At 66.3% G+C, this 20,434-nt stretch carries 16 protein-coding genes; 7 read left to right on the top strand and 9 right to left on the bottom strand.

Annotation, left to right across the window (positions count from 1 at the left end):
* Positions 1–223: 223 nt before the first annotated feature.
* Positions 224–1,261, top strand: coding sequence for an FAD:protein FMN transferase (locus BM252_RS22985; RefSeq protein WP_245774399.1), 1,038 nt, complete (start codon positions 224–226; stop codon positions 1,259–1,261).
* 85 nt (positions 1,262–1,346) lie between these two features.
* Here BM252_RS22985 and BM252_RS22980 read toward each other — a convergent pair whose 3' ends face one another.
* Positions 1,347–2,108, bottom strand: coding sequence for a substrate-binding periplasmic protein (locus BM252_RS22980; protein ID WP_093390007.1), 762 nt, complete (start codon positions 2,106–2,108; stop codon positions 1,347–1,349).
* A gap of 195 nt (positions 2,109–2,303) precedes the next feature.
* Between BM252_RS22980 and BM252_RS22975 the strand changes: the two genes are divergently transcribed.
* The 4 genes from BM252_RS22975 (at position 2,304) to BM252_RS22965 (ending at position 7,315) form a co-directional block, all read left to right on the top strand.
* Positions 2,304–4,895: a TonB-dependent receptor plug domain-containing protein gene (locus BM252_RS22975; RefSeq protein ID WP_245774398.1), complete on the top strand. Its 2,592-nt coding sequence runs from the start codon at positions 2,304–2,306 to the stop codon at positions 4,893–4,895.
* A gap of 52 nt (positions 4,896–4,947) precedes the next feature.
* Positions 4,948–5,850, top strand: coding sequence for an SAM hydrolase/SAM-dependent halogenase family protein (locus BM252_RS22970; protein WP_093390006.1), 903 nt, complete (start codon positions 4,948–4,950; stop codon positions 5,848–5,850).
* A gap of 309 nt (positions 5,851–6,159) precedes the next feature.
* Positions 6,160–6,732 carry a hypothetical protein gene (locus BM252_RS30390; protein ID WP_139236685.1) on the top strand — a complete coding sequence of 191 codons (573 nt, stop codon included), beginning with the start codon at positions 6,160–6,162 and terminating at the stop codon, positions 6,730–6,732.
* Between the two features lie 274 nt (positions 6,733–7,006).
* Complete coding sequence (locus BM252_RS22965) at positions 7,007–7,315, top strand: STAS-like domain-containing protein (RefSeq protein WP_093390005.1); 309 nt, start codon at positions 7,007–7,009, stop codon at positions 7,313–7,315.
* A 203-nt stretch (positions 7,316–7,518) separates the two neighbouring features.
* Here the strand turns inward: BM252_RS22965 and BM252_RS22960 are convergent, their stop codons facing one another.
* Entirely contained in the window at positions 7,519–7,986 is a 468-nt protein-coding gene (locus tag BM252_RS22960) for an Rrf2 family transcriptional regulator (RefSeq protein ID WP_093390004.1), read from the bottom strand.
* A 111-nt stretch (positions 7,987–8,097) separates the two neighbouring features.
* Here BM252_RS22960 and BM252_RS22955 point away from each other — a divergent pair, with 111 nt between their 5' ends.
* Positions 8,098–8,997 (top strand): NAD(P)/FAD-dependent oxidoreductase, encoded by a 900-nt coding sequence (locus BM252_RS22955; protein ID WP_093390003.1) that lies wholly within the window; start codon positions 8,098–8,100, stop codon positions 8,995–8,997.
* Between the two features lie 21 nt (positions 8,998–9,018).
* On the opposite strand, the gene BM252_RS30385 is transcribed toward BM252_RS22955, so the two are convergent.
* The 3 genes from BM252_RS30385 to BM252_RS22945 all read right to left on the bottom strand — a co-directional run bounded on the left by BM252_RS30385 (position 9,019) and on the right by BM252_RS22945 (position 12,689).
* A complete protein-coding gene (locus tag BM252_RS30385; protein WP_139236683.1) occupies positions 9,019–9,897 on the bottom strand; it encodes a hypothetical protein in 879 nt (292 codons plus the stop codon).
* Between the two features lie 118 nt (positions 9,898–10,015).
* Positions 10,016–11,098 carry a DUF418 domain-containing protein gene (locus BM252_RS22950; RefSeq protein ID WP_093390060.1) on the bottom strand — a complete coding sequence of 361 codons (1,083 nt, stop codon included), beginning with the start codon at positions 11,096–11,098 and terminating at the stop codon, positions 10,016–10,018.
* Positions 11,099–11,315: 217 nt separating this feature from the next.
* Positions 11,316–12,689, bottom strand: coding sequence for a glycosyltransferase (locus BM252_RS22945; protein ID WP_174900638.1), 1,374 nt, complete (start codon positions 12,687–12,689; stop codon positions 11,316–11,318).
* A 157-nt stretch (positions 12,690–12,846) separates the two neighbouring features.
* Between BM252_RS22945 and BM252_RS22940 the strand changes: the two genes are divergently transcribed.
* Positions 12,847–13,689, top strand: a complete 843-nt coding sequence (locus BM252_RS22940; protein ID WP_139236681.1) for a helix-turn-helix domain-containing protein — start codon at positions 12,847–12,849, stop codon at positions 13,687–13,689.
* Between the two features lie 15 nt (positions 13,690–13,704).
* On the opposite strand, the gene hisC is transcribed toward BM252_RS22940, so the two are convergent.
* The 4 genes from hisC to BM252_RS22920 form a co-directional block, all read right to left on the bottom strand.
* Positions 13,705–14,766, bottom strand: a complete 1,062-nt coding sequence (hisC, locus tag BM252_RS22935; RefSeq protein WP_093390002.1) for a histidinol-phosphate transaminase — start codon at positions 14,764–14,766, stop codon at positions 13,705–13,707.
* Between the two features lie 210 nt (positions 14,767–14,976).
* On the bottom strand, positions 14,977–17,280 hold the full coding sequence (locus BM252_RS22930; protein ID WP_093390001.1) for a glycosyl hydrolase family 18 protein: 2,304 nt from the start codon (positions 17,278–17,280) through the stop codon (positions 14,977–14,979).
* 42 nt (positions 17,281–17,322) lie between these two features.
* Positions 17,323–18,366 (bottom strand): cupin-like domain-containing protein, encoded by a 1,044-nt coding sequence (locus BM252_RS22925; protein ID WP_093390000.1) that lies wholly within the window; start codon positions 18,364–18,366, stop codon positions 17,323–17,325.
* 70 nt (positions 18,367–18,436) lie between these two features.
* Positions 18,437–20,125 carry a glycosyl hydrolase family 18 protein gene (locus tag BM252_RS22920; protein WP_093389999.1) on the bottom strand — a complete coding sequence of 563 codons (1,689 nt, stop codon included), beginning with the start codon at positions 20,123–20,125 and terminating at the stop codon, positions 18,437–18,439.
* Positions 20,126–20,434: the final 309 nt, after the last annotated feature.

Below are 20,434 nucleotides of genomic sequence, written 5' to 3'. Positions count from 1 at the left end.
CCTAAGGCACGCGCGGCCACAAGCGGGGTCAGTGCCGACATTCGGACACGACCTCAACCACAAGCGGGGTCAGTGCCGACATTCGGACACGACCTCGACCATAGCCGAACATCTTTACTGCTGAGTCTGTGTCCGAATGTCGGCACTGACCCCGGGGTTGCGGCCTTGTGATTTGCCGGGAGCGCCGCCATGCCGCGCTCCCTTTTTTTCGATTGGGATTTGTATGCTGAAGACTCTGCTGCGCCGCATCGCGCCCTGCTTGGCCGGCGCCTTGATGCTGTTGTCGGCGGGCAGCGGCCAGGCCGCCACCGACACCATCCACCACATTCCGGGCCGCGTGTTCGGCACCGAGATCGACATCGCCATCTACGGCGAAAACCAGGCGCGCGCCGAGCAGCTGGGCGCCCGCGTGCTGGCCGAGTTCGACCGCCTGCACCACAAGTTCCATGCCTGGCAGCCGAGCGCGTTGACCGAACTCAACGACGCCATCTCCCGTGGCGAACCCTACCAGTCGGACGCCGAGATGGTCGACATGCTGCGCGCCGCCACGGCCCTGGCCGAGCGCTCCGACAACCTGTTCAACCCGGCCATCGGCCACCTGATCCGCCTGTGGGGCTTCCAGAGCAGCGACATCACCGCGCACGCGCCGACGCCGGCCGAGATCAAGCGCTGGGTCGACGCCAAGCCGCGCATGAGCGATTTGCGCTACGACGGCTACAAGATCTCCAGCCGCAACAAGGCGGTGATGCTGGACCTGGGCGGCTACGCCAAGGGCTACGCGCTGGACCGCGCCGCCGCCATCCTGCGCGGCGAGCACGTGCGCGCCGCGCTGGTCAACATCGGTGGCAACGTGATGGCCATCGGCCAGCCCGGCGCGCGGCCGTGGCGGGTCGGCGTGCGCGACCCGCGCGGCGCCGGCGCCATCGCCCAGGTGGCGCTGCACGACAACGAGGCGATCGGCACCAGCGGCGACTATATGCGCTATTTCATGAACGACGGCAAGCGCCATCCGCACATCATCGACCCGCGCAGCGGCGACACCATCGACCTGGTGGCCTCGGTCACCATCATCACCTCCGGCGGCAGCGACGCCGGCACCCGCTCGGACGGCAATTCCAAGCCGCTGTTCATCACCGGCCCGCGCGGCTGGAAGGAGATGGCCAAGCGCCTCGGCCTGAACGAGGTCATGCTGATCGACGCTGACAAGAACGTCGAGATGACGCCGGCCATGCGCGAACGCATGGTGATGAGCAAGAACTAGCGCCGCCAGCGCCACCGCGCGGGCGCCTGGCAGAATCTGTCGGCGCTTGGCGGCTTGGCGGCTTGGTGGCCGGGTTGCCGCCGGCTCAGCGCTCGCCGTAGCGGGCGCGGATGGCGGCCAGTTCGCCGCCCTGTTCGAGCCGGACGATGGCGCCGTTGATCGCCTCCAGCTGGGCCGGCGTGGTGCTGGCGGCGTGCAGCATCAGGTGCACCGAGGCGCGCAGCGCGACGAAGGGCAGGGCGGCCAGCTTGACGCCCTGCCGGCGCGCCTCGTAGCGCAGCGCCGTGGCGTCGCCGACGATCAGCTCGGCGCGGCCGGCGCCCAGCATGCGCACGCCCTGCTGGAAGCTGCCGAAGGTGCTCAGCTGGCCGGACTGCTCCAGCGCCGGCAGCGCGCGGGCGTAGTCGCGGCCGTACCAGCCGACCTTGGGCGCCAGCAGCGCCAGGCGGCCCTTGGCGATGGCCTCGAAGCCGGCCAGGTGGCGGTACTTGGCCTGCTTGTCGGCGGTGGTGAACACGCCGACCGACTCGTAGCGGTAGGGCGCGCTGAAGCGGGCGTAGCGGTGCCGCTCGGGCGTGTCGGAGGCGGCCAGCATCAGGTTCAGCTCGCCCTTCTGGAACAGGATCTGGCGCCGCGCGGTGGGCAGCTCGGGCTGGATCAGCAGGGTGCAGCCGGCCTCCTTCAGGATCGCCCGGGCCAGCTCCAGGTCGAGCCCGGTGACGCCGGTCTTTGCGCTGCTGTAGACGTAGGGCGGCCACTGCTCCAAGGCCATCGTCAGCGTGCAAGCCCCCGCCTGGAAGGTCAACGCCGCCAGCGCCGCAGCAATAACAACAGGGCGCGCCCGCATGTTTGATCCCCGTGTCTAGTGTGAAATGTGTCTATGGGGTAATTTGACAGAATCGGCCCGAAAGTCAAGCGTCCGTGGCCAAATAAGCTTATCAGGAAAAAATCCTTATTCGACAAGTTTGCTTGCGGGTAAGATGAAAATCCGGCACAGGCTTGCGCCATGCCAGCCATTCATCGCACTCCCCGGAGGGACATCTTGAACACTCGCCACCACGCCCATTTGCCGCTGTCGCTGTCGCTGTTGCGCTCGTCCGACAATCCTCCGCGCCCGCGCCTTCGGCGGGGCCGTCTGCATGTCGCGCTGGCCTGCGCGCTGCTGGCCGGCATGGCGCCGCCGTCGCGCGCCGAGGCGCCGGCCGCCCAGCCGGGCGTGGAGCAGGGCCGGGGGCAGGGCCAGGGGCAGGGCGAGGCGGCGCCGCGCGCCGGCATCGACCAGGTCACCGTGGTCGGCTCGCGCGCGCGCAACCGCACCGTGTTCGACAGCAGCGTGCCGATCGACCGTTTCGGCGCGCGCGAGGTGGCCAACGCGCTGGCCAGCGGCGAGGTGGGCGCCGCCTTGCAGAACCTGTCGCCGTCGATCAACTTCCCGCGCATCGAATCGAGCGGCGCCTCCGACTCCGTGCGCGGCATCCAGCTGCGCGGCCTGGCGCCCGACCAGGTGCTGGTGCTGATCAACGGCAAGCGGCGCCACACCAGCGCCGTGCTCGACACCGAGAGCAGCTTCGCCGGCACGGTGCCGGTCGACATCAATTCGATCCCGCCCGGCGCCATCGACCACATCGAGATCCTGCGCGACGGCGCCGGCGCCCAATACGGCAGCGACGCCGTGGCCGGCGTCATCAACATCGTGCTGAAGAACGCCAAGCAGGGCGGCTCGGCCTCGGTCAGCTACGGCCTCAACCACACCGACTTCGCGCCGACCAGGCAGACGCTGACCGACGGCCAGACCAAAATCGTCAACGCCGACTACGGCGTGCCCTTGGGCGACGCCGGCTACTTCCGCTTCGGCGCGGAAACCCGGCGCCGCTCGCCGACCGAGCGCGCCGGCCCCAGCGACGCCGGCTGGACCTCGTGGAATTCGACCCCGGCCGACCTGGCGCTGGACGGCAAGGTGCTGTTCAAGTCGGGCGACTCGAAACAGAACAACGACTACCTGTTCTACAACACCCTGCTGCCGCTGGCGCCGGGCGTCGACGCCTATTCCTTCGCCACGCTGAACCAGCGCAAGTCCGACGGCAGCGCCTACTTCCGCTTCCCCGGCGACCCGTCGAATGTGCCGGCCTTGTACCCGCAGGGCTACCGCCCCGTCACCAAGGGCGACAAGACCGACCTCAGCGTGGTGGCCGGCGTGCGCCTGGGCGCGGCGGGCTGGAACTGGGACTTGAGCGGGCGCCACGGCGGCGACAAGTTCCGCTACGACCTGAGCAACTCGGCCAACGCCTCGCTGGGCGCGCAAAGCCCGACCAGCTTCCACCTGGCCACCTTCGACTTCCAGCAGAACGCGTTGAACGCCGACCTGAGCCGCGAGCTGGACCTGGGCCTCGGCCTGGCCGCGCCGCTGAACCTGGCCGTCGGCCTCGAATACCTGCGCGAAACCTACCGCAGCACGCCGGGCGACGCCGCCTCCTACGCCGCCGGTCCGCAGACCGAGGCGCCGCCGGGCGCCCAGGCCGGCCCCGGCCTGCGTCCGGCCGACGCCTTCGACGGCAGCCGCAAGGTGCGTTCGATCTACGCCGACCTGGAGCAGGAGCTGGGCAGCAAGCTGCTGGTCGGCGCGGCGGCGCGCTATTCCGACTACAGCGATTTCGGCAGCGCCTCGACCGGCAAGCTGTCGGCGCGCTACAAATTCAGCAACACCTTCCTGCTGCGCGGCTCGCTGTCGAACAGCTTCCGCGCGCCGGCGCTGGTGCAGACCGGCTTCCGCTTCGCCACCCTGAACTTCAACAGCGACGGCAGCGCCCTGCAGACGGCGGCCCTGCTGCCGGCCAGCGACGGCCTGGCGCGCCGCTTCGGCGCCGAGGCGCTGAAGCCGGAGAAGTCGACCAACCTGTCGCTCGGCCTGGCGTGGAAGCCGGCGCCGGCCACCAGCGTCACGCTGGACGCCTACCGCATCCGCATCAAGGACCGCATCACCCGCAGCAGCGATTTGCAGAGCGAGGCGGTGAGCGCCTACCTGGCCGGCATCGGCCGCAGCGACATCCAGTCGGTGGCCTACCTGGCCAACCTGCTCGACACCACCAGCGACGGCCTCGACGTGGTGCTGAACCACGAGCTGAACCTGGCCGGCGGCAAGCTGAACCTGAACGCCGCGTTGAACCTGAACAGGACCACGCTGGACAAGGTGCGCCAGAGCTCGGCCGCGCTGGCCGCCATCGACCCGTCGCTGACGCTGCTGACGGACAGCGGCCTGTTCCGCATCCGCAACGCCTCGCCCAGCAGCAAGCTGATCCTCGGCGCCGACTGGCAGGGCCAGCGCTGGGGCCTGCTGGCGCGCGCCACCCGCTTCGGCGCGTTGAAGGACTTCTCCTACGACCAAGAGGCGCCGCTGATCGACGGCGTGCACGCCCAGCGCTTCGGCGCCGTCTGGTCGCTGGACCTGGAGGCGCAGTACAAGCTGAGCAAGCAGCTGACCCTGGCGCTGGGCGGCAACAACGTGCTCGACCAGTATCCCGACCGCGTCCGCCAGACCAACAACGCCACCTACGGCGGCGCGTTGCCGTACAACTTCGTCAACCCGATCGGCGTCAACGGCGCCTATTTCTACGCCAAGCTCAGCTATACTTTTTGAGCATTGATCGATCCACATTGTTGAACAAAGGTAGACCACGATGGCATTCCGCATGATTCCAAAATTGATCGCCACGGCCTGTTTCAGCGCCGCCATGATGGCCTCGGCCCACGCCGGCTCGGCGCTGGTGCTGCTGACCGACTTCGGCACCGCCGACGGCGCCGTCTCGGCCATGCACGGCGTCGCCTTCGGCGTCGACCCGACGCTGCAGGTGTCCGACCTGACCCACCAGATCCCCGACTACGACATCTGGCTGGGCGCCTACCGCCTGTACCAGACCGCCAACTACTGGCCGCAGGGCAGCGTGTTCGTCGCCGTGGTCGATCCGGGCGTGGGCACCGAGCGCAAGTCGGTGGTGCTCAAGACCAAGGGCGGGCGCTACTTCGTCGGCCCGGACAATGGCCTGTTCACCCTGATCGCCGAGCGCGACGGCGTGGCCGAGCTGCGCGAGATCGACGAGTCGCGCAACCGCCTGGCCGGCTCCGGCGAGTCCTACACCTTCCACGGCCGCGACGTCTACGCCTACGTCGGTGCGCGCCTGGCCTCGGGCGCCATCAGCTACGAGCAGGTGGGGCCGGTGCTGCCGAGCGAGTCGGTGGTCAAGCTGGCCTACCAGAAGCCGGTGTTGAAGAACGGCACCATCCGCGGCATCGTCCCGGTGCTCGACGACAAGTACGGCAACGTTTGGACCAACATTCCCAAGTCGCTGTTCGAGGAGTTGCACATCGGCCTGCACGACAAGGTACAGGTGCGCATCCTGCACGGCGGCAGGGAGGTCGACAAGCTGGTGGCGCCGTTCGAGCACAGCTTCGGCGGCGTGGCCAAGGGCAAGCCGCTGGTCTACCTGAACAGCCTGCTCGACGTGGCAGTGGCGATCAGCCAGGGCAACTACGCGCGCCGGCACCACATCGGTTCGGGTTTGGATTGGCAAGTGGAAGTGAGCAAGGCGAAGTGATACCCAGTTAGCCGCGCTAAACGGCACGGCGGATTGCCAACAACAGCCGGGCCTCCCTCGCGGAACGCCCGGCTTTCTTTTTTGACTAGGTCACCGCAAAGTGTGGCGTGTCGTCCAAACGTCGAGGTTCCACTTCGACGAGAACGGCGTTGATTCCGACGCTATAGCTCCCGCAAGGAATTCGCAGACAACTGAAACTTATCTTCAGAGCCAAGGTCACAACAAGTAGAGATGCGCTCGCCGTCTCGGATGGACAGCTAGATTTCTCATTTCGTTAGCACTCAGATCCCGACGGGGGCCGGGCAAGTGATGCAATGCACAACAACTCAGACCGTTCAAGAGTGGCTCTTCGATTTGGAGCAATTGCGGAGCGAAGGGCGATGTGGCGCGCCGAAATTTATCAAGCCGTTTCATCTTGCGACATTGGCGCACACCTTGATGCAGCTCGAATCACGGAAGTTGGCGTTGCCGGAAAAAATCGCCCCCTATGCGGACACGATGAAGTTGTGGGATGCCGTCAACGTGCCCTCGCCATTTCCGGAGAAGGTTCGGTCGCCCGGTGGTCGCTACCATCCCATACAGCTTTTAAAGGACGAAAGTACCATAGACGCAACGGCGGCCTCGCTAACAGCACTCTTTCAGACAGTGTGTCCCGACGCGCGAACGAACGACGCAATTTGCATCATGCTGAGGGAGCTGATCGCCAACTGCTACGTGCATTCCGCAGTTGCGGACGGGTTGTACGGTTTGATATGCGCGCAAGTCTGGAGCGTAGGCCGAAGAGCGCAAATCGTATTGGCGGACACCGGAATCGGAATTCGGCAATCGCTTGCGCAAAATGCACTGCTCTCTGCTAGACTGAACATTGAAAATGCTTGTTAAATCGCTACTGAGTATGGCGTTACCGGCAAGCCAGGAAAAGGGCATTCCGGGTATGGCCTGTCGGTGGCTAGAAGGTTGCTCGAACAGAACAAGGGTTTTCTGCTAGTCTTATCCGGTAACGAAGGGTTTGCCTCTCGATATGGTGCTTCAACGCACGTCAAGATGAAGACGAGTTGGAACGGTACTCTGCTTGTAATCGAATGGAGTCTTGATATGCCGATGGATATCGGTGCTGTGTATAGGAGCTTTCCTTTGCCAGAAGGGATGGACGACGATGACTTCGACTTTTAGAATTAATATCGAGGATGTGGCTAGCGAGATGACGACACGTCCTGTTGGCGCGCTGGCCCGTACGCGCATCCTGAGCTTTTTGCGTGATTACGAGTCGATCGACATTGATTTCGGCAATCGGAGCATCACGCCCTCGTTCGCTGACGAGTGCATTGGCCAGCTTGCTGCTAAGCTCGGACTGTCCGGTTTTAAGAATCGAGTTAGGCTTTCCAATCTAAGCGACTCTAGCAAACCGTTGGTGAAGCACGTTATATTAACCCGTTGCAATGAGCTTCGGCAGGCTATCATCTAGCTGCTAAATTACTAAGAATTGCTCTGCCATTGTGGACCTATTTGTCGTGTCCCGTGCAACCAAGCACTATCCTTCCTCTCATCACCGACGCTAGTCATACCTCTGGACACGCCAAGTATCGCGGCGCTCTCCTCTTCACAATCTGAAGTAGCGTGCTGTGTCTCAGCCTGTTTCAATATATTTACCCGGCGCATGGCCAGTTTTTATGTCTCGCCGTCGAAGCCGCGCGGCGCGATCGGTCCAAGGTGGATGGTCGCGCGGTGCTCGACATCGCTTGCCACATCGGCCAGCGTGAGTTTGGCGAAGCGCTGCATCAGCAGGGCGCGGGCGTCGCGCAGCGCGTCCTCCAGGCCGGCGTTGACGGCCTGTTCGACCAGGCAGTGCGGGTGGTCGTCCGACAGGCCGAGGGCGAACACCGGCGGTTCTCCCAGCGCGCGGTAGACGTCGAACAGGCTGATCTGTTCCAGCTTGCGCGCCAGCACCCAGCCGCCGCCGTGGCCCTTTTCCGATCGCACATAGCCCTCGTCGCGCAGGCCGGCCATGGTCCGCCGCACCACCACCGGGTTGGTGCCGAGCATATGGGCGATCACGTCCGAGGTCACCGGACCGTCGTGTTGGGCCATGTGCAGCAGCACGTGCAGCATGCGCGATAGGCGGTTGTCACTTCTCATCGTCTTCCCTGGTTGGCCGGGCGCCATCGGCGCCCACGCAACATTATAAGTTGCGGGAGAATTTTTACGCTGATATCATGTAACTTTTAAAGTATCGAAATAGGGACCGCAATGACTTATGACGTGATCGTAGTGGGTGGTAGCTTCGCCGGCCTGTCGGCGGCGATGCAGGTGGCGCGGGCGCGGCGCCGGGTGTTGTTGGTCGACGCTGGGCAGCCGCGCAACCGTTTCGCCGCGCATTCGCACGGCTTCCTCGGCCAGGACGGCAAGGCGCCGCACGAGATCGTCGCCGAGGCGCGGCGCCAACTGGCCGCCTATCCAACGGTGGAGTTTGCCGACGGCCTGGCCAGCGCGGCGCGGCGCACGGCGGACGGTTTCGCCGCCGTGTTGGGCGACGGCCGCGAGGCGGTGGGCACGCGGCTGGTGCTGGCCACCGGCCTGCGCGACGAGTTGCCGGCCATCGCCGGCATCGAGGGCCGTTGGGGCGCGACGGTGCTGCACTGTCCATATTGCCACGGCTACGAGGTGGCCGGCCAGCCCTTGGGCGTGTTGGCCAACCACGCGCTATCGGTGCACCACGGCATGCTGGTGCCCGACTGGGGCAGCAGCACCACCTACTTCACCCAGGGCGTGTTCGAGCCGGACGCCGAGCAACTCGCCGCCTTGGCGCAACGCGGCGTGCGCATCGAGCGCACGCCGGTGGTCGGCTTCGTCGGCACGGCGCCGGCGATGGAGGCGGTGCGGCTGGCCGACGGCCGGCTGCTGCCCATGGCCGCCGTGTTCACCGCGCCGAAGACGCGCATGGCCAGCCCGCTGGCGCAGCAACTCGGCTGCGCCTTCGACGACGGCCCGCTTGGCGCCACCGTGCGGGTCGACGATATGCAGCAGACCACGGTCGAAGGCGTCTACGCGGCGGGCGACATGGCGCAGCCGCGCGCGAACGCCACGCTGGCAGCGGCCGGCGGCGTGATGGCCGGCGTTGGCGCGCACATGTCGCTGATCTTCGGCTAGGTTACCCTAATATTTTGAAATTTATGCAGCAACGCCTCTTGTTTTCCTGGCCGTCACAAGACTGAGTATTGCTATACTCGCAATGAGTGACATGCCAATGCTATACAGCGGAATTGGTTTAAGCAACCAAATGGAACATACCCAAAGAAAACTCAAAACCGATGGTATTGCAACGCTCTGCATAGTGCCGCGAGCCATATAAATAAAAAGACAAATTAAAAAACCTGATGAAACGATTCCGGCAAACCAAAATATGTCTTGAGTTTGTGATAATTGAATATTTTCTCCTGCTTCTGCCCGGGCCTTCATTCCCATGAGGAGCCGTCTTTCCATAATGAAATGAAGAGGAACTTCTATGTAACTCGCAACCTTCAACCATTCGTTGCTTTTGCTCGCAAGCTCTTGAGTTCGAATAATTAAACGAGTTTGTTGACTATTTACCTCTTCCAGCAAAAATGTGCCCCAATTGCCCAGCACAAAAGCTCTTTCTGGCTCAACATGAAGAACCGGAAAACTGTAAGGGACAATGCTACGCTTTTCATTGATTGATCCTCGCACCAGATCGCCTACTTTTATCTCCTTAAATTCAGGCGTAATGGAAGCCTGGTGACGAGTTTCATAGCCCAGTGCTTCTTCAATAAAGGAATAGCTGTAAAAGCCTCCTCTATCCGCCCCTAGTTGTACCAGCCATTTCCACACTTCGGATTTCGATCTGTTAATTGATATGGCTCTGGTGGCAGTGATGGTTAAGGCTTTATCGTCACCAGCCATTGGCATGGAGACTTCTTTTTCAGAGGCGCCCCATGTGGTAATGACAGGCTTCAAAAAAATATCATATATTGACAACTGCAATAGAGTAATAAAAATAACGATTAATATGGATTTGACTACATTCCGCATGCTGATTTCTCCCGATTGAACCACGCCGTCATTTTTTCGTTCGACCTTGCCGCTCGGCTAGACGTCGCGCGGCAAGCTTGGTATGGCGGCCGTGTCGTGCGGCCGCCGATGCTGCGCTTCAGCTGGCGCTGGCCTTGCGCATCAGCCACTCCAGCGGGCCGAGCTTGAAGCGGCCGCGCCACAGGTGGGCGAACAGCACCGAGGCCAGGCAGAACAGCAGCGCGCTGGCGACGGCGAAGCCGAGCGACTGCTCGTTCAGCAGGCCGAGCTGTTCCAGCAGGCCCATGCCGACCACCACGTGGGCCACGTACAAGGTCAAGGCCATCTGGCCGGTGCGCACCAGCGGGCGCAGCCAGGGCGCGTCCTGCCAGGCCTCGCCGGCCTGCACGCACAAGGCGATGACGGCGCAGGAGCTGCCGACGGCGGAGAAGAAGTACAGCGGCAGCGGCGGCATCGGCGTGGTCGAGAACAGGTAGGCGACCAGCTCGGGCGCGTAGCCGCGCCGCTGCGCCTCGGCGCGCAGTGCCCAGGCCAGCGTTTCGAGCGCGACGGTGGTGGCCAGGCCGCCCCAGAAAACCTTGCGGCGCAGGCCTGCCTGTTGCAGCGGCAGGCGGCCCAGCAGCAGGCCGAACACCAGGAAGGCGGCCCACGGCAGCACCGGGTGGAAGCCGTTGAACAGCAGGTTGCGGGCGAAGCCGGCCGGCGTCCACAGGTCGGCGTAGGCCAGGGTTTCCCAGTTCCACGCGGTGCTGTAGTCGAGGTTGAGGAACAGCAGCGGGAAGGCCAGCGCGATGCCGATTGCGCACCACAGCAGCGCGCGGTTGGAGGCGCCCAGCAGCACGGCGGCGAGGGCGATGTAGACGCCGTAGTAGTGCAGGATGTCGGCCGGCCAGACGGCGATGTAGAGCAGCCCGGTGACGAACAGGAAGGCGGCGCGCTTGAGCAGGGAGATGCGCTCGCGGCGCAGCAGGGCGGCGTCGCCGGCCAGCCGCGCGGCGTTGCTCATCAGGGTGATGCCGACGCCGGCCAGGATGACGAAGATGGCCGAGGCGCGGCCGTCGAGCAGGTTGAACAGGCCCAGCCACCAGGCGCCGCCGTCGGCGTGGGCGTGCATCACGGTTTTGAAGTTGACCACCACCATGCCGAACACGGCGAGCGCGCGGGCGATGTCGTAGCCGTGGATTCTTTGTTTTTCAGACATGGGCATTTCCTCGCGCGGTGGATGGCCGCGCGCGGCCCGGCCGCCGGCGGGCGGCGGCAAACCATTGTTGGATTGGGTACATGGGATAGAGCCTGGCAGGTGTGACGGGTTGTGCGCTGCGGATGTCAGCGCCCGAAAAGTGTAGCCCGCAGTTAATTTCCGCGCAATGTTGGTTACAATGCATTTCAATTCGCGGGCGCCAGCATGCCACCGCCGCTCAGGCCGACTGGCGGACCTGTTCCTCGACCAGCTCGCAGACCACCGCCGCGCTCGGCTCGCCGGCCAGGCGCGCCGCCAGCTCGCCGCAGCGCGCCCGCGTTTCGCCCGACGCCAGCAGGCCGGCCAGCGCGGCCCGCAGCGTGTCGGCGCGCAGGCTGCGCATGTGCAGGATTTGGCCGGCGCCGAGCGCGTGGATGCGCTGGGCGTTGTCGAACTGGTCGTGGGCGCAGGGCACCAGCAACTGCGGCACGCCGGCGCGCAGCGCCTCGGCCAGGGTGCCGATGCCGCCGTGGTAGACCAGCGCCGCCGCGTGCGGCAGCAGCGCGCGCAGCGGCAGGAAGGATTGCCACAGCACGCTGTCGGGCAGCTGCGCCGGCACCTGGTCGCGGTGCGGCGTGAGGAAGATGGCGCGCCGGCCCAATGCCTTCACGGCGCTCAGCGCGGCGGCGAAGTAGGCGGTGCCGTGCTGGTAGCCGGTGCCGGGGGTGAAGACGATGGGCGCGTCGCCGGCCGCCAGGAAGGCTTGCAGCGCCTCCGGCAACGGCGCCTCGGCTTGCGGATCGTACAGCTGGAAGCCGGCGTGGGCGAAGGGCCGCGGCCAGTCCGGCTGGGTCGGCCCGTACCAGGCCGGGAACAGGGCCACCGAGGCGTCCGCCGTGTCCATCATGTGGTCCCAGAAGCGCGACAGCGGCGCCAGGCCGAGCGCGCCGCGCGCCCGGTTCAACGTGGGCATCACCACCGGGTCCACCGTGGTGGCCTCGGCCAGGCGCCACAGCGCGGCGCGCAGCCACATCGGCATCCAGCGCGGCACCGGCGTGTAGCCCATGGTCAGCGGGTCGTGGCAGGTGCGCAGGTTGGACGGCGCCAGGTAGGCGGTGACGATGCGCAGGCCTGGCCGGCGCGCGCGCGCCAGTGCCGCCGCCGGCGCCGCACCGGGATGGACCAGCAGGACGCAGGGCGCCTCGGCCGGCAGGGCGGCGACCAGGTCCGGCAGGCGTTGCAGCGCCGCGCTCTGGGCCAGCCAGGCGGCGCTGAAGCCCTTGATGTGGTGCCACAGCAGCGGGTTGCTCAACATCGCGTCGGTCTCGTCCTTGCTGAACAGCGCATGGAAGTCGAGGCCGGCCTGGAGCACCGCCGCCTCGAAGTGCTGCGCTGCCAGCAGCGTGACCCGGTGGCCGCGCTGGCGCAGCGCGCGGCCGACGGCGATGAAGGGGAACACGTCGCCGGCGGTGCCCAGCGTGACGACCAGCACATGCGCGGGATGCGGCGAACACGGCGAGGTATGCGGCGCCATCTGCGGCGCCATGTGTGACACGCTTGGTGTGGCCGGCGGCGCGCCGACGATGGGCTTGCGGGTGGTGGTCTCGGTCATTGCCGTCCTTGGTTGGGCCTGCAGTGGGTTTGCGCCGCCAGTCTAGCGGGGTAGGCCCGGCTTCGATTGTACCGAGCCGACGTGTGCTTGCCGGTGCCGGGCTCGGCTATAATTTTCCGACCCGGCCGTTTGCGCCGCCCCCAAGAGAGTCCGCGCCATGCCCCCACAGGTCTTCGCTCCCGCCGCCCCGCTGGCCCCGCTGCTCATGCACATCATGGCGCTGCGCCTCGACGGCTGCGAGTTCCACCTGCCGGCCAGCCTGTCGCCCGGTCTGGTGTTGTACGTGCGCGGCGGCGTTAGCGTGCTCGACCCCGCCGGCATGGCGTGGCGCCGGCCGCGCTTCGAGCTGGCCGGCGCGTTCATGGCGCCGCGCCGCGCGCTCGCCGACCCCGGCACGCTGGTGCTGACGGTGCTGCTGCGTCCCGGCATGCTGCGCCAGGCGCTGGGCATCCCGGCGTGGGCACCGGACAGCGTTGGCCCGGCGCTGGAGCAGCTGGTCGATCCGGCGCGGTTGGCGCGCCTGTTGGCGGCGATGGATGCCGAGCGTCCGCTGGCCGAGTATGTCGAGCTGTTGCAGCAGTTCCTGCTGGAGACGCTGGACTGGCGTTCGGTCGCCGGCTTCGGCGCGGCCCTCCTCGCCGTGCGGCAAAAGATCTTCCTGCCCGTCGTCGAGATCGCCAGCTGGTTCGGGCTGGGCGAGCGCCAGCTGGAACGGCGCGTGCTGCAGACCTTCGGCTTGTCGCTGCGCGACGTGCGCCGGGTCAGCCGCTTCGGCTTCGCCCTGCGGCGCCTGCTGCGCCAGGGCGCGGCCGGCGGCTTGGCCGCGCTGGCCCACGACGCCGGCTACTTCGACCAGCCGCACATGGTGCGCGACTTCCGCGAGCTGGCCGGCCTGGCGCCGGCCCAGTTGCTGGCCCAGGCGGCCGGCAGCGATCCCGCCTACTGGCTGTACCGCATCGCGCCGGACGACTTCGACAAGCTGTTTTTCCAGTTCGATTGAGCCGCGCCGCGCCACTTAGCCGGCGAGGATCTCGTCGAGCGCCGCCACCAGCTGGGCGCATTCGGCGTCGGTGCCGATGGAGATGCGCAGGAACTGCTCGATGCGCGCCTGCTTGAAGTGGCGCACCAGGATGGCCCGCTGGCGCAGCGCGGCCGCCAACGCCACGGCGGCGTGCGCGGGATGGCGCACGAAGATGAAGTTGGTCTTCGACGGCAGCACCTCGAAGCCCATGGCCGCCATGCGCTCGCTCAGCGCTTCGCGCGTGGCGATGATGGCGCCGCGGGTCTGCTCGAAATACGCGCTGTCCTGCAAGGCGGCGACGGCGCCGGCGATGGCCACCTGGCCCAGCGGGTAGCAGTTGAAGCTGTTTTTGACCCGCTCCAGCCCGGCGATCAGCTCGGCGTGGCCGAGCGCGTAGCCGACCCGCAGGCCGGCCAGCGAGCGCGACTTGGAGAAGGTCTGGATCACCAGCAGGTTGTCGAAGCGCGGGATCAGCGCCGCCGCGCTGGCGCCGCCGAAGTCGACATAGGCCTCGTCGACCACCACCACCTGGTCCGGATGGGCCGCCAGCAGCGCCTCGATCTGGTCCAGCGCCAGCGCGCGGCCGGTCGGCGCGTTCGGGTTGGCGATGATGATGGCGCCGCCCGGCTGGGCGTAGTCGGCCACGTCGATCTCGAAGTCGGCGTTGAGCGGCACCACGCGGTAGTCGATGTCGTACAGCGAGCAGTAGGTCGGGTAGAAGCTGTAGCTGATGTCCGGGCACAACAGCGGCTGCTCGTGCTTGAGCAGGGCCTGGAAGGTGTGGGCCAGCACCTCGTCCGAGCTGTTGCCGACGAACACCTGGTCGCGCGCCAGGCCGAAGTGGCCGGCCAGCGCCTCCTTCAAGGCGCTGGCGTTGGGGTCGGGATACAGGCGCAGCTGGTCGGCGACGGCCTCGCGCATGGCGGCGATGGCCTGCGGCGACGGGCCGTAGGGGTTCTCGTTGGTGTTCAGCTTGACCAGCTTGGGCATGGCGACCTGCTCGCCCGGCGTGTAGGGGGTCAGGCTGTGTACGATGGGGCTCCAGAAACGGCTCATGGTGTGCTTGTGCTCTCGGCTAGGGATGGACGATGGGCAAAATCATACAGGCAATGGGCGTTTTTTTCCGGCAAGGCCGTATTTTCCTTGGAAATATGAAAAACGGCGGAGCTGCCGCGAGGCAACTCCGCCGTGGATGGGGTGAAAATTCTGCCCAGGGTCAGACCCTCAGGGTCTGACCCTCGTCGTTGCCGTGGGGTGGCGCGCGGCCTAAGGCAAGGCGACCGGCAGCTCGGGATACTCCTCCGCCAGCGCGTAGCGCACGCCGTTGACGGTGATGGCGTAGGCCGACGGTCCGCTGATCGGCAGCCGGTAGTTCAGCGTGATGGCCAGCGAGGCGCCCGGCGTCAGCGACTGCCAGCTGGGCAGGGTGAACTGGGCGTGGTTGAAGTTGGCCTTGAAGCCGCCGATGTTGTTCGGCCCCGTGTAGCCGGCCTTGGTCACCTTCAGGCCGACGCCGGACTGGTCGCTCATGTCGGCCGGCGCCGCCACCGGATAGTCGAACTCGACCACCGAGCCGCCCGGTATCGTCGTCGCCGAGTTGTTCTTCACGGTCATGACCGGGTTGATCGGGTAGTTGCTGTCGCCCAGCTTCCAGCCGCCCAGGCTGATGCTGACCTTGGCGCTGCTGGCCGGCAGCGCGCCCTCGGCGCGCAGGTTGCCGTAGGGGCCGGCGGCGCTGAAGGCGTTGAAGATCGCGCTGGTCAGGGTGGTGCCCATGAAGTACTCGCCCTTGCCGCCGTTCTTGCCGGCGTTCCAGGCGTAGTCGCCGGCCAGCTCCCAGATCATGATGCCGCCGATGTTGTTGTCGACCACGTACTGCGCCTTGGCCGCCATCGACTGCACCGTCTCGGTGGAGATGAAGACCTTCTTGGCGGCGTTCCACAACCACGGCGCGGCCATGGTGCTGCTGTAGTTGGCGACATAGCTGCCGGTCAGGGTCTTCTCGGTCACCTTGTAGGCGTCCAGGTAGTCCGGCACGATGCCCTGTTGCAGGTTGAGCGCGTGCCACAGCGGGTTGCCGCCGCCCGGCGTCGGCTTGCCGGTCGAGTCGAGGTCGTACCACAGGTTGTCGATGCCGACGGCGCCGGTGCCGCAGGTCTTCACGCCGGCGCAGGTGACGGTCGAGTTGACCAGGGCGGTAGTGCCCCACAGGCCGTTGTTGCCGCCGGTGACGTCCTTCCAGCCGCGCGTGTAGTAGGGCACGCCGATGTTGATGCGGCCGGCCTGCAAGGCGCCGCGATAGTAGCGGTAGGCCCAGTCGACATTGAGGTAGCCGATGTTGGCGTACTGGTAGGCGTTGCCGGCGCGCAGCTCGCCGTCGTTGCCGTCGTCGAACAGCGCGGCGTTCGGGCCGACGTACTGGTTCCAGGCGCCGTGCAGGTCGTAGGACATCAGGCTGGCGTAGTCCAGATACTTGAGGCCGGAGAGGTTCTCCTCGCCGCGCAGCACCCAGCCGGAGGCCGAACCGGCGATGGTCAGCAGGTAGTACTTTTTGTCGGCGACGGCGGCCGCGTCGAGCTTCTCGCGCACCGTCTTCAGCAGCACGTTGTAGCTGGCCATCAGGCCGGCCAGGCGCGGCTTGGACAGGCTGAAGTCGTTCGGGTTGCCGGCCTCGTTGTTGGTGGTCGGGTGCTCGTAGTCGACGTCGATGCCGTCGAAGAAGGTGTACTGGCGCAAGGTCGCCACCATCGAGTCGGCCAGGGTGTTGATGCCGGCCTGGTTGAGCGTGCCGTTGGCGTTGGTGGTGGCCGTGTAGAAGCCGGTCGAGCCGGCCCAGCCGCCCACCGACAGCATGATCTTCACGTCCGGATGTTTCTTCTTGTACTGCGCCAGCAGATTGAAGTGGCCCTTGTACGGCAAGGCCGGGTCCATCGCGGCGGCGGGGATGGCGGGCCAGCTCAGGCCGGTGTCCGGGTTGTCGGCGCCGCTGCCCAGCTGTACTTTCGAGGTGGCGGTGTCGACGGCGGCGAAGGCGTAGTTGACGTGGGTCACCTTGTCCCAGGGGATGTCGCTGACCAGGTAGGACGGGCTGCCGTCGACGCCGGTGCGCCAGCTGGTGAAGTAGCCGACGATGCGCCGCTTCAGGCCGTGCGCCAGCACTTCGCGGCCGTCGGCGTCGTACACGCCGCAGTAGGGCACGGCGGTCACCGGCGAGGCCAGGCCGTCGGGACGGCAGGGCACCTTGGACGGGGTGGGCGTCGGCGTCGGGGTGGGCGGCGTCGGAGTCGGCGGCGTCGGCGTCACGTTGCTTTCCTCCCACGGTCCCCATTGCGAGGCGCCGGGCACGTCGCCCTGGGTCCACCACTTGGCGGTGTAGGTCTTGCCGTTGTATTGCACGCAGTTGCCCTGGGTGTAGACGGCGCTGGCCAGCCAGGCGCTGCACGACAGCGTGGTGCCGCCGGCCAGCAGCTTCGGCGTGGCGGTGGTGTTGGCGTTGTCGCCGCCGCCGCCGCAGGCGCTCAGCGCGACGCCGAGCAGGGCGATCAACAGACGATTGCTGTGAAAGTTCATGGTGGGTCTCCGATATTGGTTTTGGTATTGCTTGGGGCTAGATCAGAAATCGTGATCGGCCGGGTAGTTGCTGTAGAAGTCGTTGTCCCAGCGGAAGTTGGTGGCCGAGATCGTCACCGAGATGTCCAGGCCCTCGACGAAGTGCCACCAGCCGACCGGCAGGAAGAGGATCTCGCCCGGCTCCAGCACGCAGTCGATCACCTGCGCGTGGGCCATGGCGGGGAAGCGTTGCAGGTCGATGTGGCGGCCGTCCACATCGGTGAAGCAGTGGCGCTGGTTGTAGATGTTGGGCAGCTCCCACGGCGCCACCAGGCGCACCCGCTTGCGGCCGATCATCTGCATCATGAAGATGTTGTTCAGGTCGTGGTGGAAGGGGGTGATGGTGCCGGCCGGACCGCACCAGAAGAAGCCACGGTTGTCCGGGTTCGGCGCCAGGTAGTCGGGCAGGGTCGGCACGTCCTGCCACAGCTCGATCAAGGCCTCGCGGTTGAGCGAGTCGTTGTTGGCGGTCATGTAGAAGTCGTTGCTGTGGCCGCTGTCGCGCACCAGGTCGACGTACTCGCCGAAGCTGAGCCGGCGCTTGTGGGCCACGCTGTTCTCCTCGTAGCGCGGATCGGCCTCGCGGCCGAACTGCACCTCGACCATGCGCTCGCCGAACTGGCGCTGGAAGTAGTCCAGGCTCCAGCGCTGGCGCGCCGCGTTGTCGTCCAGCATGCCGGTGAGGATCACCGGCCGGTTGGCGGCGTAGTGCTCGCGCAGGAAGGTCTCGCCGGACAGGGCGGCGCGCCGCTCCACCCGCGGCGGCACCAGCTTGCCCAGCTTGGCGGAGATGGCCAACACCCAGTCGCGCTTGGCCATGCGGTTGTGCAGCCGGCGCGCGCCCTGCAGGTAGGGGCTGCGCAGGGCGGCGTCGATCTCCGCCTTGGCGTCCGGCACGCCTTGCTTGAGCAGGATCTGCGCCAACGCCGTCGGATGGCTGCCCAGCATCAGGTTTTCGGCGATCCAGCGGCGCCAGTCGTCGCTCAGTTGCGGCCGGGCCGGCGCCTGGTGTTGCTGGCGGCGCGCGTTGCTTGCTTGCGGTTTCATAGGACTCCCATCGGAAAGGATGTGGCCGGTAGTGGCCCGAGCCGGCCCGAACCGGCCCGGGCCGGATGGATCAGCGGCCCTTCCACACCTCGCTGGTCAGGGCGCCGCTGGCGTCGCCGTCCAGTTCCCACGAGAAGGCGCCGCGCAGGCCCTGGTCGCGCATGTATTGCATCTTGACGCCGATCACGCTCTCGTCGTCATAGCTCCACCATTCGCCGCCCGAGGTCAGCAGGAACAATTGCTTGGTGGCCGGGTGGTACCAGCGCGTGCCGACCTTGTTCTTGAGCACCTTGTAGTCGTCGATGCCGGCCTCGTAGGTGCCGGCCGCGCCGCCCGCCGTGGCCTGGTACAGGCCGTTGCCGTTCGGCCCCGCCGCCACGCCCTTCCAGCCGCGTCCATAGAAGGGCACGCCGAGCAGGATCTTGTTGCGCGGCATGCCGGCCGCCACCAGCGCACTGATGCCGTCGTGGGTGTTGTACTTGGCCAGGTTGCCGGTGGCCGGATCGGCCGGGTCGTGGTACAGCGGCGAGTGGAAGTTGGTGGTGTTTTCCCAGCCGCCGTGGAAGTCGTAGGTCATCACGTTGACCCAGTCCATGTACTGGCTGTACAGCGCCGGTTCGGTCTGGGCGATCTTCTCGGCGCCGGCGCCGATGGCGGCGGTCAGCGCGTAGCGCTTGCCGTCGATGGCGCCCTGGGCGTCGAGCTGGGCGCGGAACTCGGCCATCAACAAGGTGAAGTTGTGCTTGTCGTTGACCGTGTCCACCGTGTTGTAGGGCTGGCCGCCGCCGCCCGGGTATTCCCAGTCGATGTCGATGCCGTCGAACACGCCCTTGGCCGCGCCGGGGCCGCCCCGGCCGTCCTGCAGCGGCAGGTCGCCGGCGATGAACTGCTTGACGCAGGAACGCGCCAACTGCTTGCGCAGCGCGTCCGTTTTGGCCGCCGCCGAGAACTGCTTCGACCAGGTCCAGCCGCCCAGCGAGATGAACACCCGCAGGTTCGGGTGGGCCGCCTTGAGCAGTTTCAACTGCGCGAAGTTGCCGGTCAGCTTGGCGTCCCAGGGAATGGTCTTGCCGTCGACGGTGCGCGCCGGCTGGCGCTGGTAGTCGGCGAAGGCGTCGCCGCCGGTGCCGGCGCTGGCCGGTGGCGGCGACTCGTTGCCGGTCTCGGTGCGCGTGACCATGTCGCATTCGTAGCCGCCGTTCTTGGCGTAGACGTTGCCAAAGGCGTAGTTGATGAAGCTCAGCTGGTCGGCCACGCTGGTCTGCACGCCGTTCACCGGGGTTTTGGTGGTGTGGATGTCGGCCACCTCGTAGCCACGGCCGTAGACGCCCCATTGGGCGAAGTAGGAGCCGATCTCGCGGCCGCCGATCGGGGTGGGCGTCGGCGTCGGCGTCGGCGGGGTTGGCGTCGGTGTCGGCGTGGGCGGCGTCGGCGTTGGCGTCGGGGTTGGCGGGGTGGGTGTCGGCGTTGGCGTCGGCGTCACGCCGGACTCGGCCCACGGCCCCCATTGCTCGGTGCCGGGCACGTTGCCCTGGGTCCACCACTTGGCGGTGTACAGCTTGCCCTGGTAGCTGACGCAGTTGCCGGCCGTGTAGACCTGGTTGGCCACCCAGGCGGCGCAGCTGTCGGCCAGCGTGGCGCCTTGCGCCAGCAGCTTGTTGGCCGGCGTCTGCTGGTCGGCGCCACCGCCGCCGCAGCCGGCCAGCATGGCGCCGACCAGCGCCGTGATGAGTCCAGTTGCTGTTTTTTGATAGTGCATTGTCGTCTCCCTGTTCGTCAGAACTGTTGGTCCCGTTCCGCCGGCAAGCCGCAGCCACTGCGGTTTTCCGGCACGGTGGGACGAGGATGGGACGCGTGAAAGTGGTAGTCAAGTGGTTTCAAGTACCCCTGTTTTTAGTAATACCAGAGCCAATTTTGGTCTTGTGTTTTTGGACGAAAAAGCGCCTCGGACGGGGCGGAAAGTCATGACCGGAAGCGGTGGCCGGCACGTCGGCGGCGGCCCTGTTCGCCGGGCTGGCGCTCCGGGTGTAATTGTTAAATTTTACTTTTTCAAACTGTGTCATAAGCA

Source organism: Rugamonas rubra (assembly GCF_900114705.1).
Taxonomy (GTDB): Bacteria; Pseudomonadota; Gammaproteobacteria; order Burkholderiales; family Burkholderiaceae_D; genus Rugamonas; species Rugamonas rubra.
The sequence above is the reverse complement of the archived record's forward strand: the minus strand, read 5'-3'. Positions and strand labels throughout refer to the sequence as shown.

Excerpts from the sequence above, each read along its gene's own strand:
- BM252_RS22985 (WP_245774399.1), top strand. The coding sequence starts at position 224 with ATGCTGAAGACTCTGCTGCGCCGCATCGCGCCCTGCTTGGCCGGCGCC.
- BM252_RS22980 (WP_093390007.1), bottom strand. The coding sequence starts at position 2,108 with ATGCGGGCGCGCCCTGTTGTTATTGCTGCGGCGCTGGCGGCGTTGACC.
- BM252_RS22970 (WP_093390006.1), top strand. The coding sequence starts at position 4,948 with ATGATTCCAAAATTGATCGCCACGGCCTGTTTCAGCGCCGCCATGATG.
- BM252_RS30390 (WP_139236685.1), top strand. The coding sequence starts at position 6,160 with ATGCAATGCACAACAACTCAGACCGTTCAAGAGTGGCTCTTCGATTTG.
- BM252_RS22965 (WP_093390005.1), top strand. The coding sequence starts at position 7,007 with ATGACTTCGACTTTTAGAATTAATATCGAGGATGTGGCTAGCGAGATG.
- BM252_RS22960 (WP_093390004.1), bottom strand. The coding sequence starts at position 7,986 with ATGAGAAGTGACAACCGCCTATCGCGCATGCTGCACGTGCTGCTGCAC.
- BM252_RS22955 (WP_093390003.1), top strand. The coding sequence starts at position 8,098 with ATGACTTATGACGTGATCGTAGTGGGTGGTAGCTTCGCCGGCCTGTCG.
- BM252_RS30385 (WP_139236683.1), bottom strand. The coding sequence starts at position 9,897 with ATGCGGAATGTAGTCAAATCCATATTAATCGTTATTTTTATTACTCTA.
- BM252_RS22950 (WP_093390060.1), bottom strand. The coding sequence starts at position 11,098 with ATGTCTGAAAAACAAAGAATCCACGGCTACGACATCGCCCGCGCGCTC.
- BM252_RS22945 (WP_174900638.1), bottom strand. The coding sequence starts at position 12,689 with ATGACCGAGACCACCACCCGCAAGCCCATCGTCGGCGCGCCGCCGGCC.
- BM252_RS22940 (WP_139236681.1), top strand. The coding sequence starts at position 12,847 with ATGCCCCCACAGGTCTTCGCTCCCGCCGCCCCGCTGGCCCCGCTGCTC.
- hisC (WP_093390002.1), bottom strand. The coding sequence starts at position 14,766 with ATGAGCCGTTTCTGGAGCCCCATCGTACACAGCCTGACCCCCTACACG.
- BM252_RS22930 (WP_093390001.1), bottom strand. The coding sequence starts at position 17,280 with ATGAACTTTCACAGCAATCGTCTGTTGATCGCCCTGCTCGGCGTCGCG.
- BM252_RS22925 (WP_093390000.1), bottom strand. The coding sequence starts at position 18,366 with ATGAAACCGCAAGCAAGCAACGCGCGCCGCCAGCAACACCAGGCGCCG.
- BM252_RS22920 (WP_093389999.1), bottom strand. The coding sequence starts at position 20,125 with ATGCACTATCAAAAAACAGCAACTGGACTCATCACGGCGCTGGTCGGC.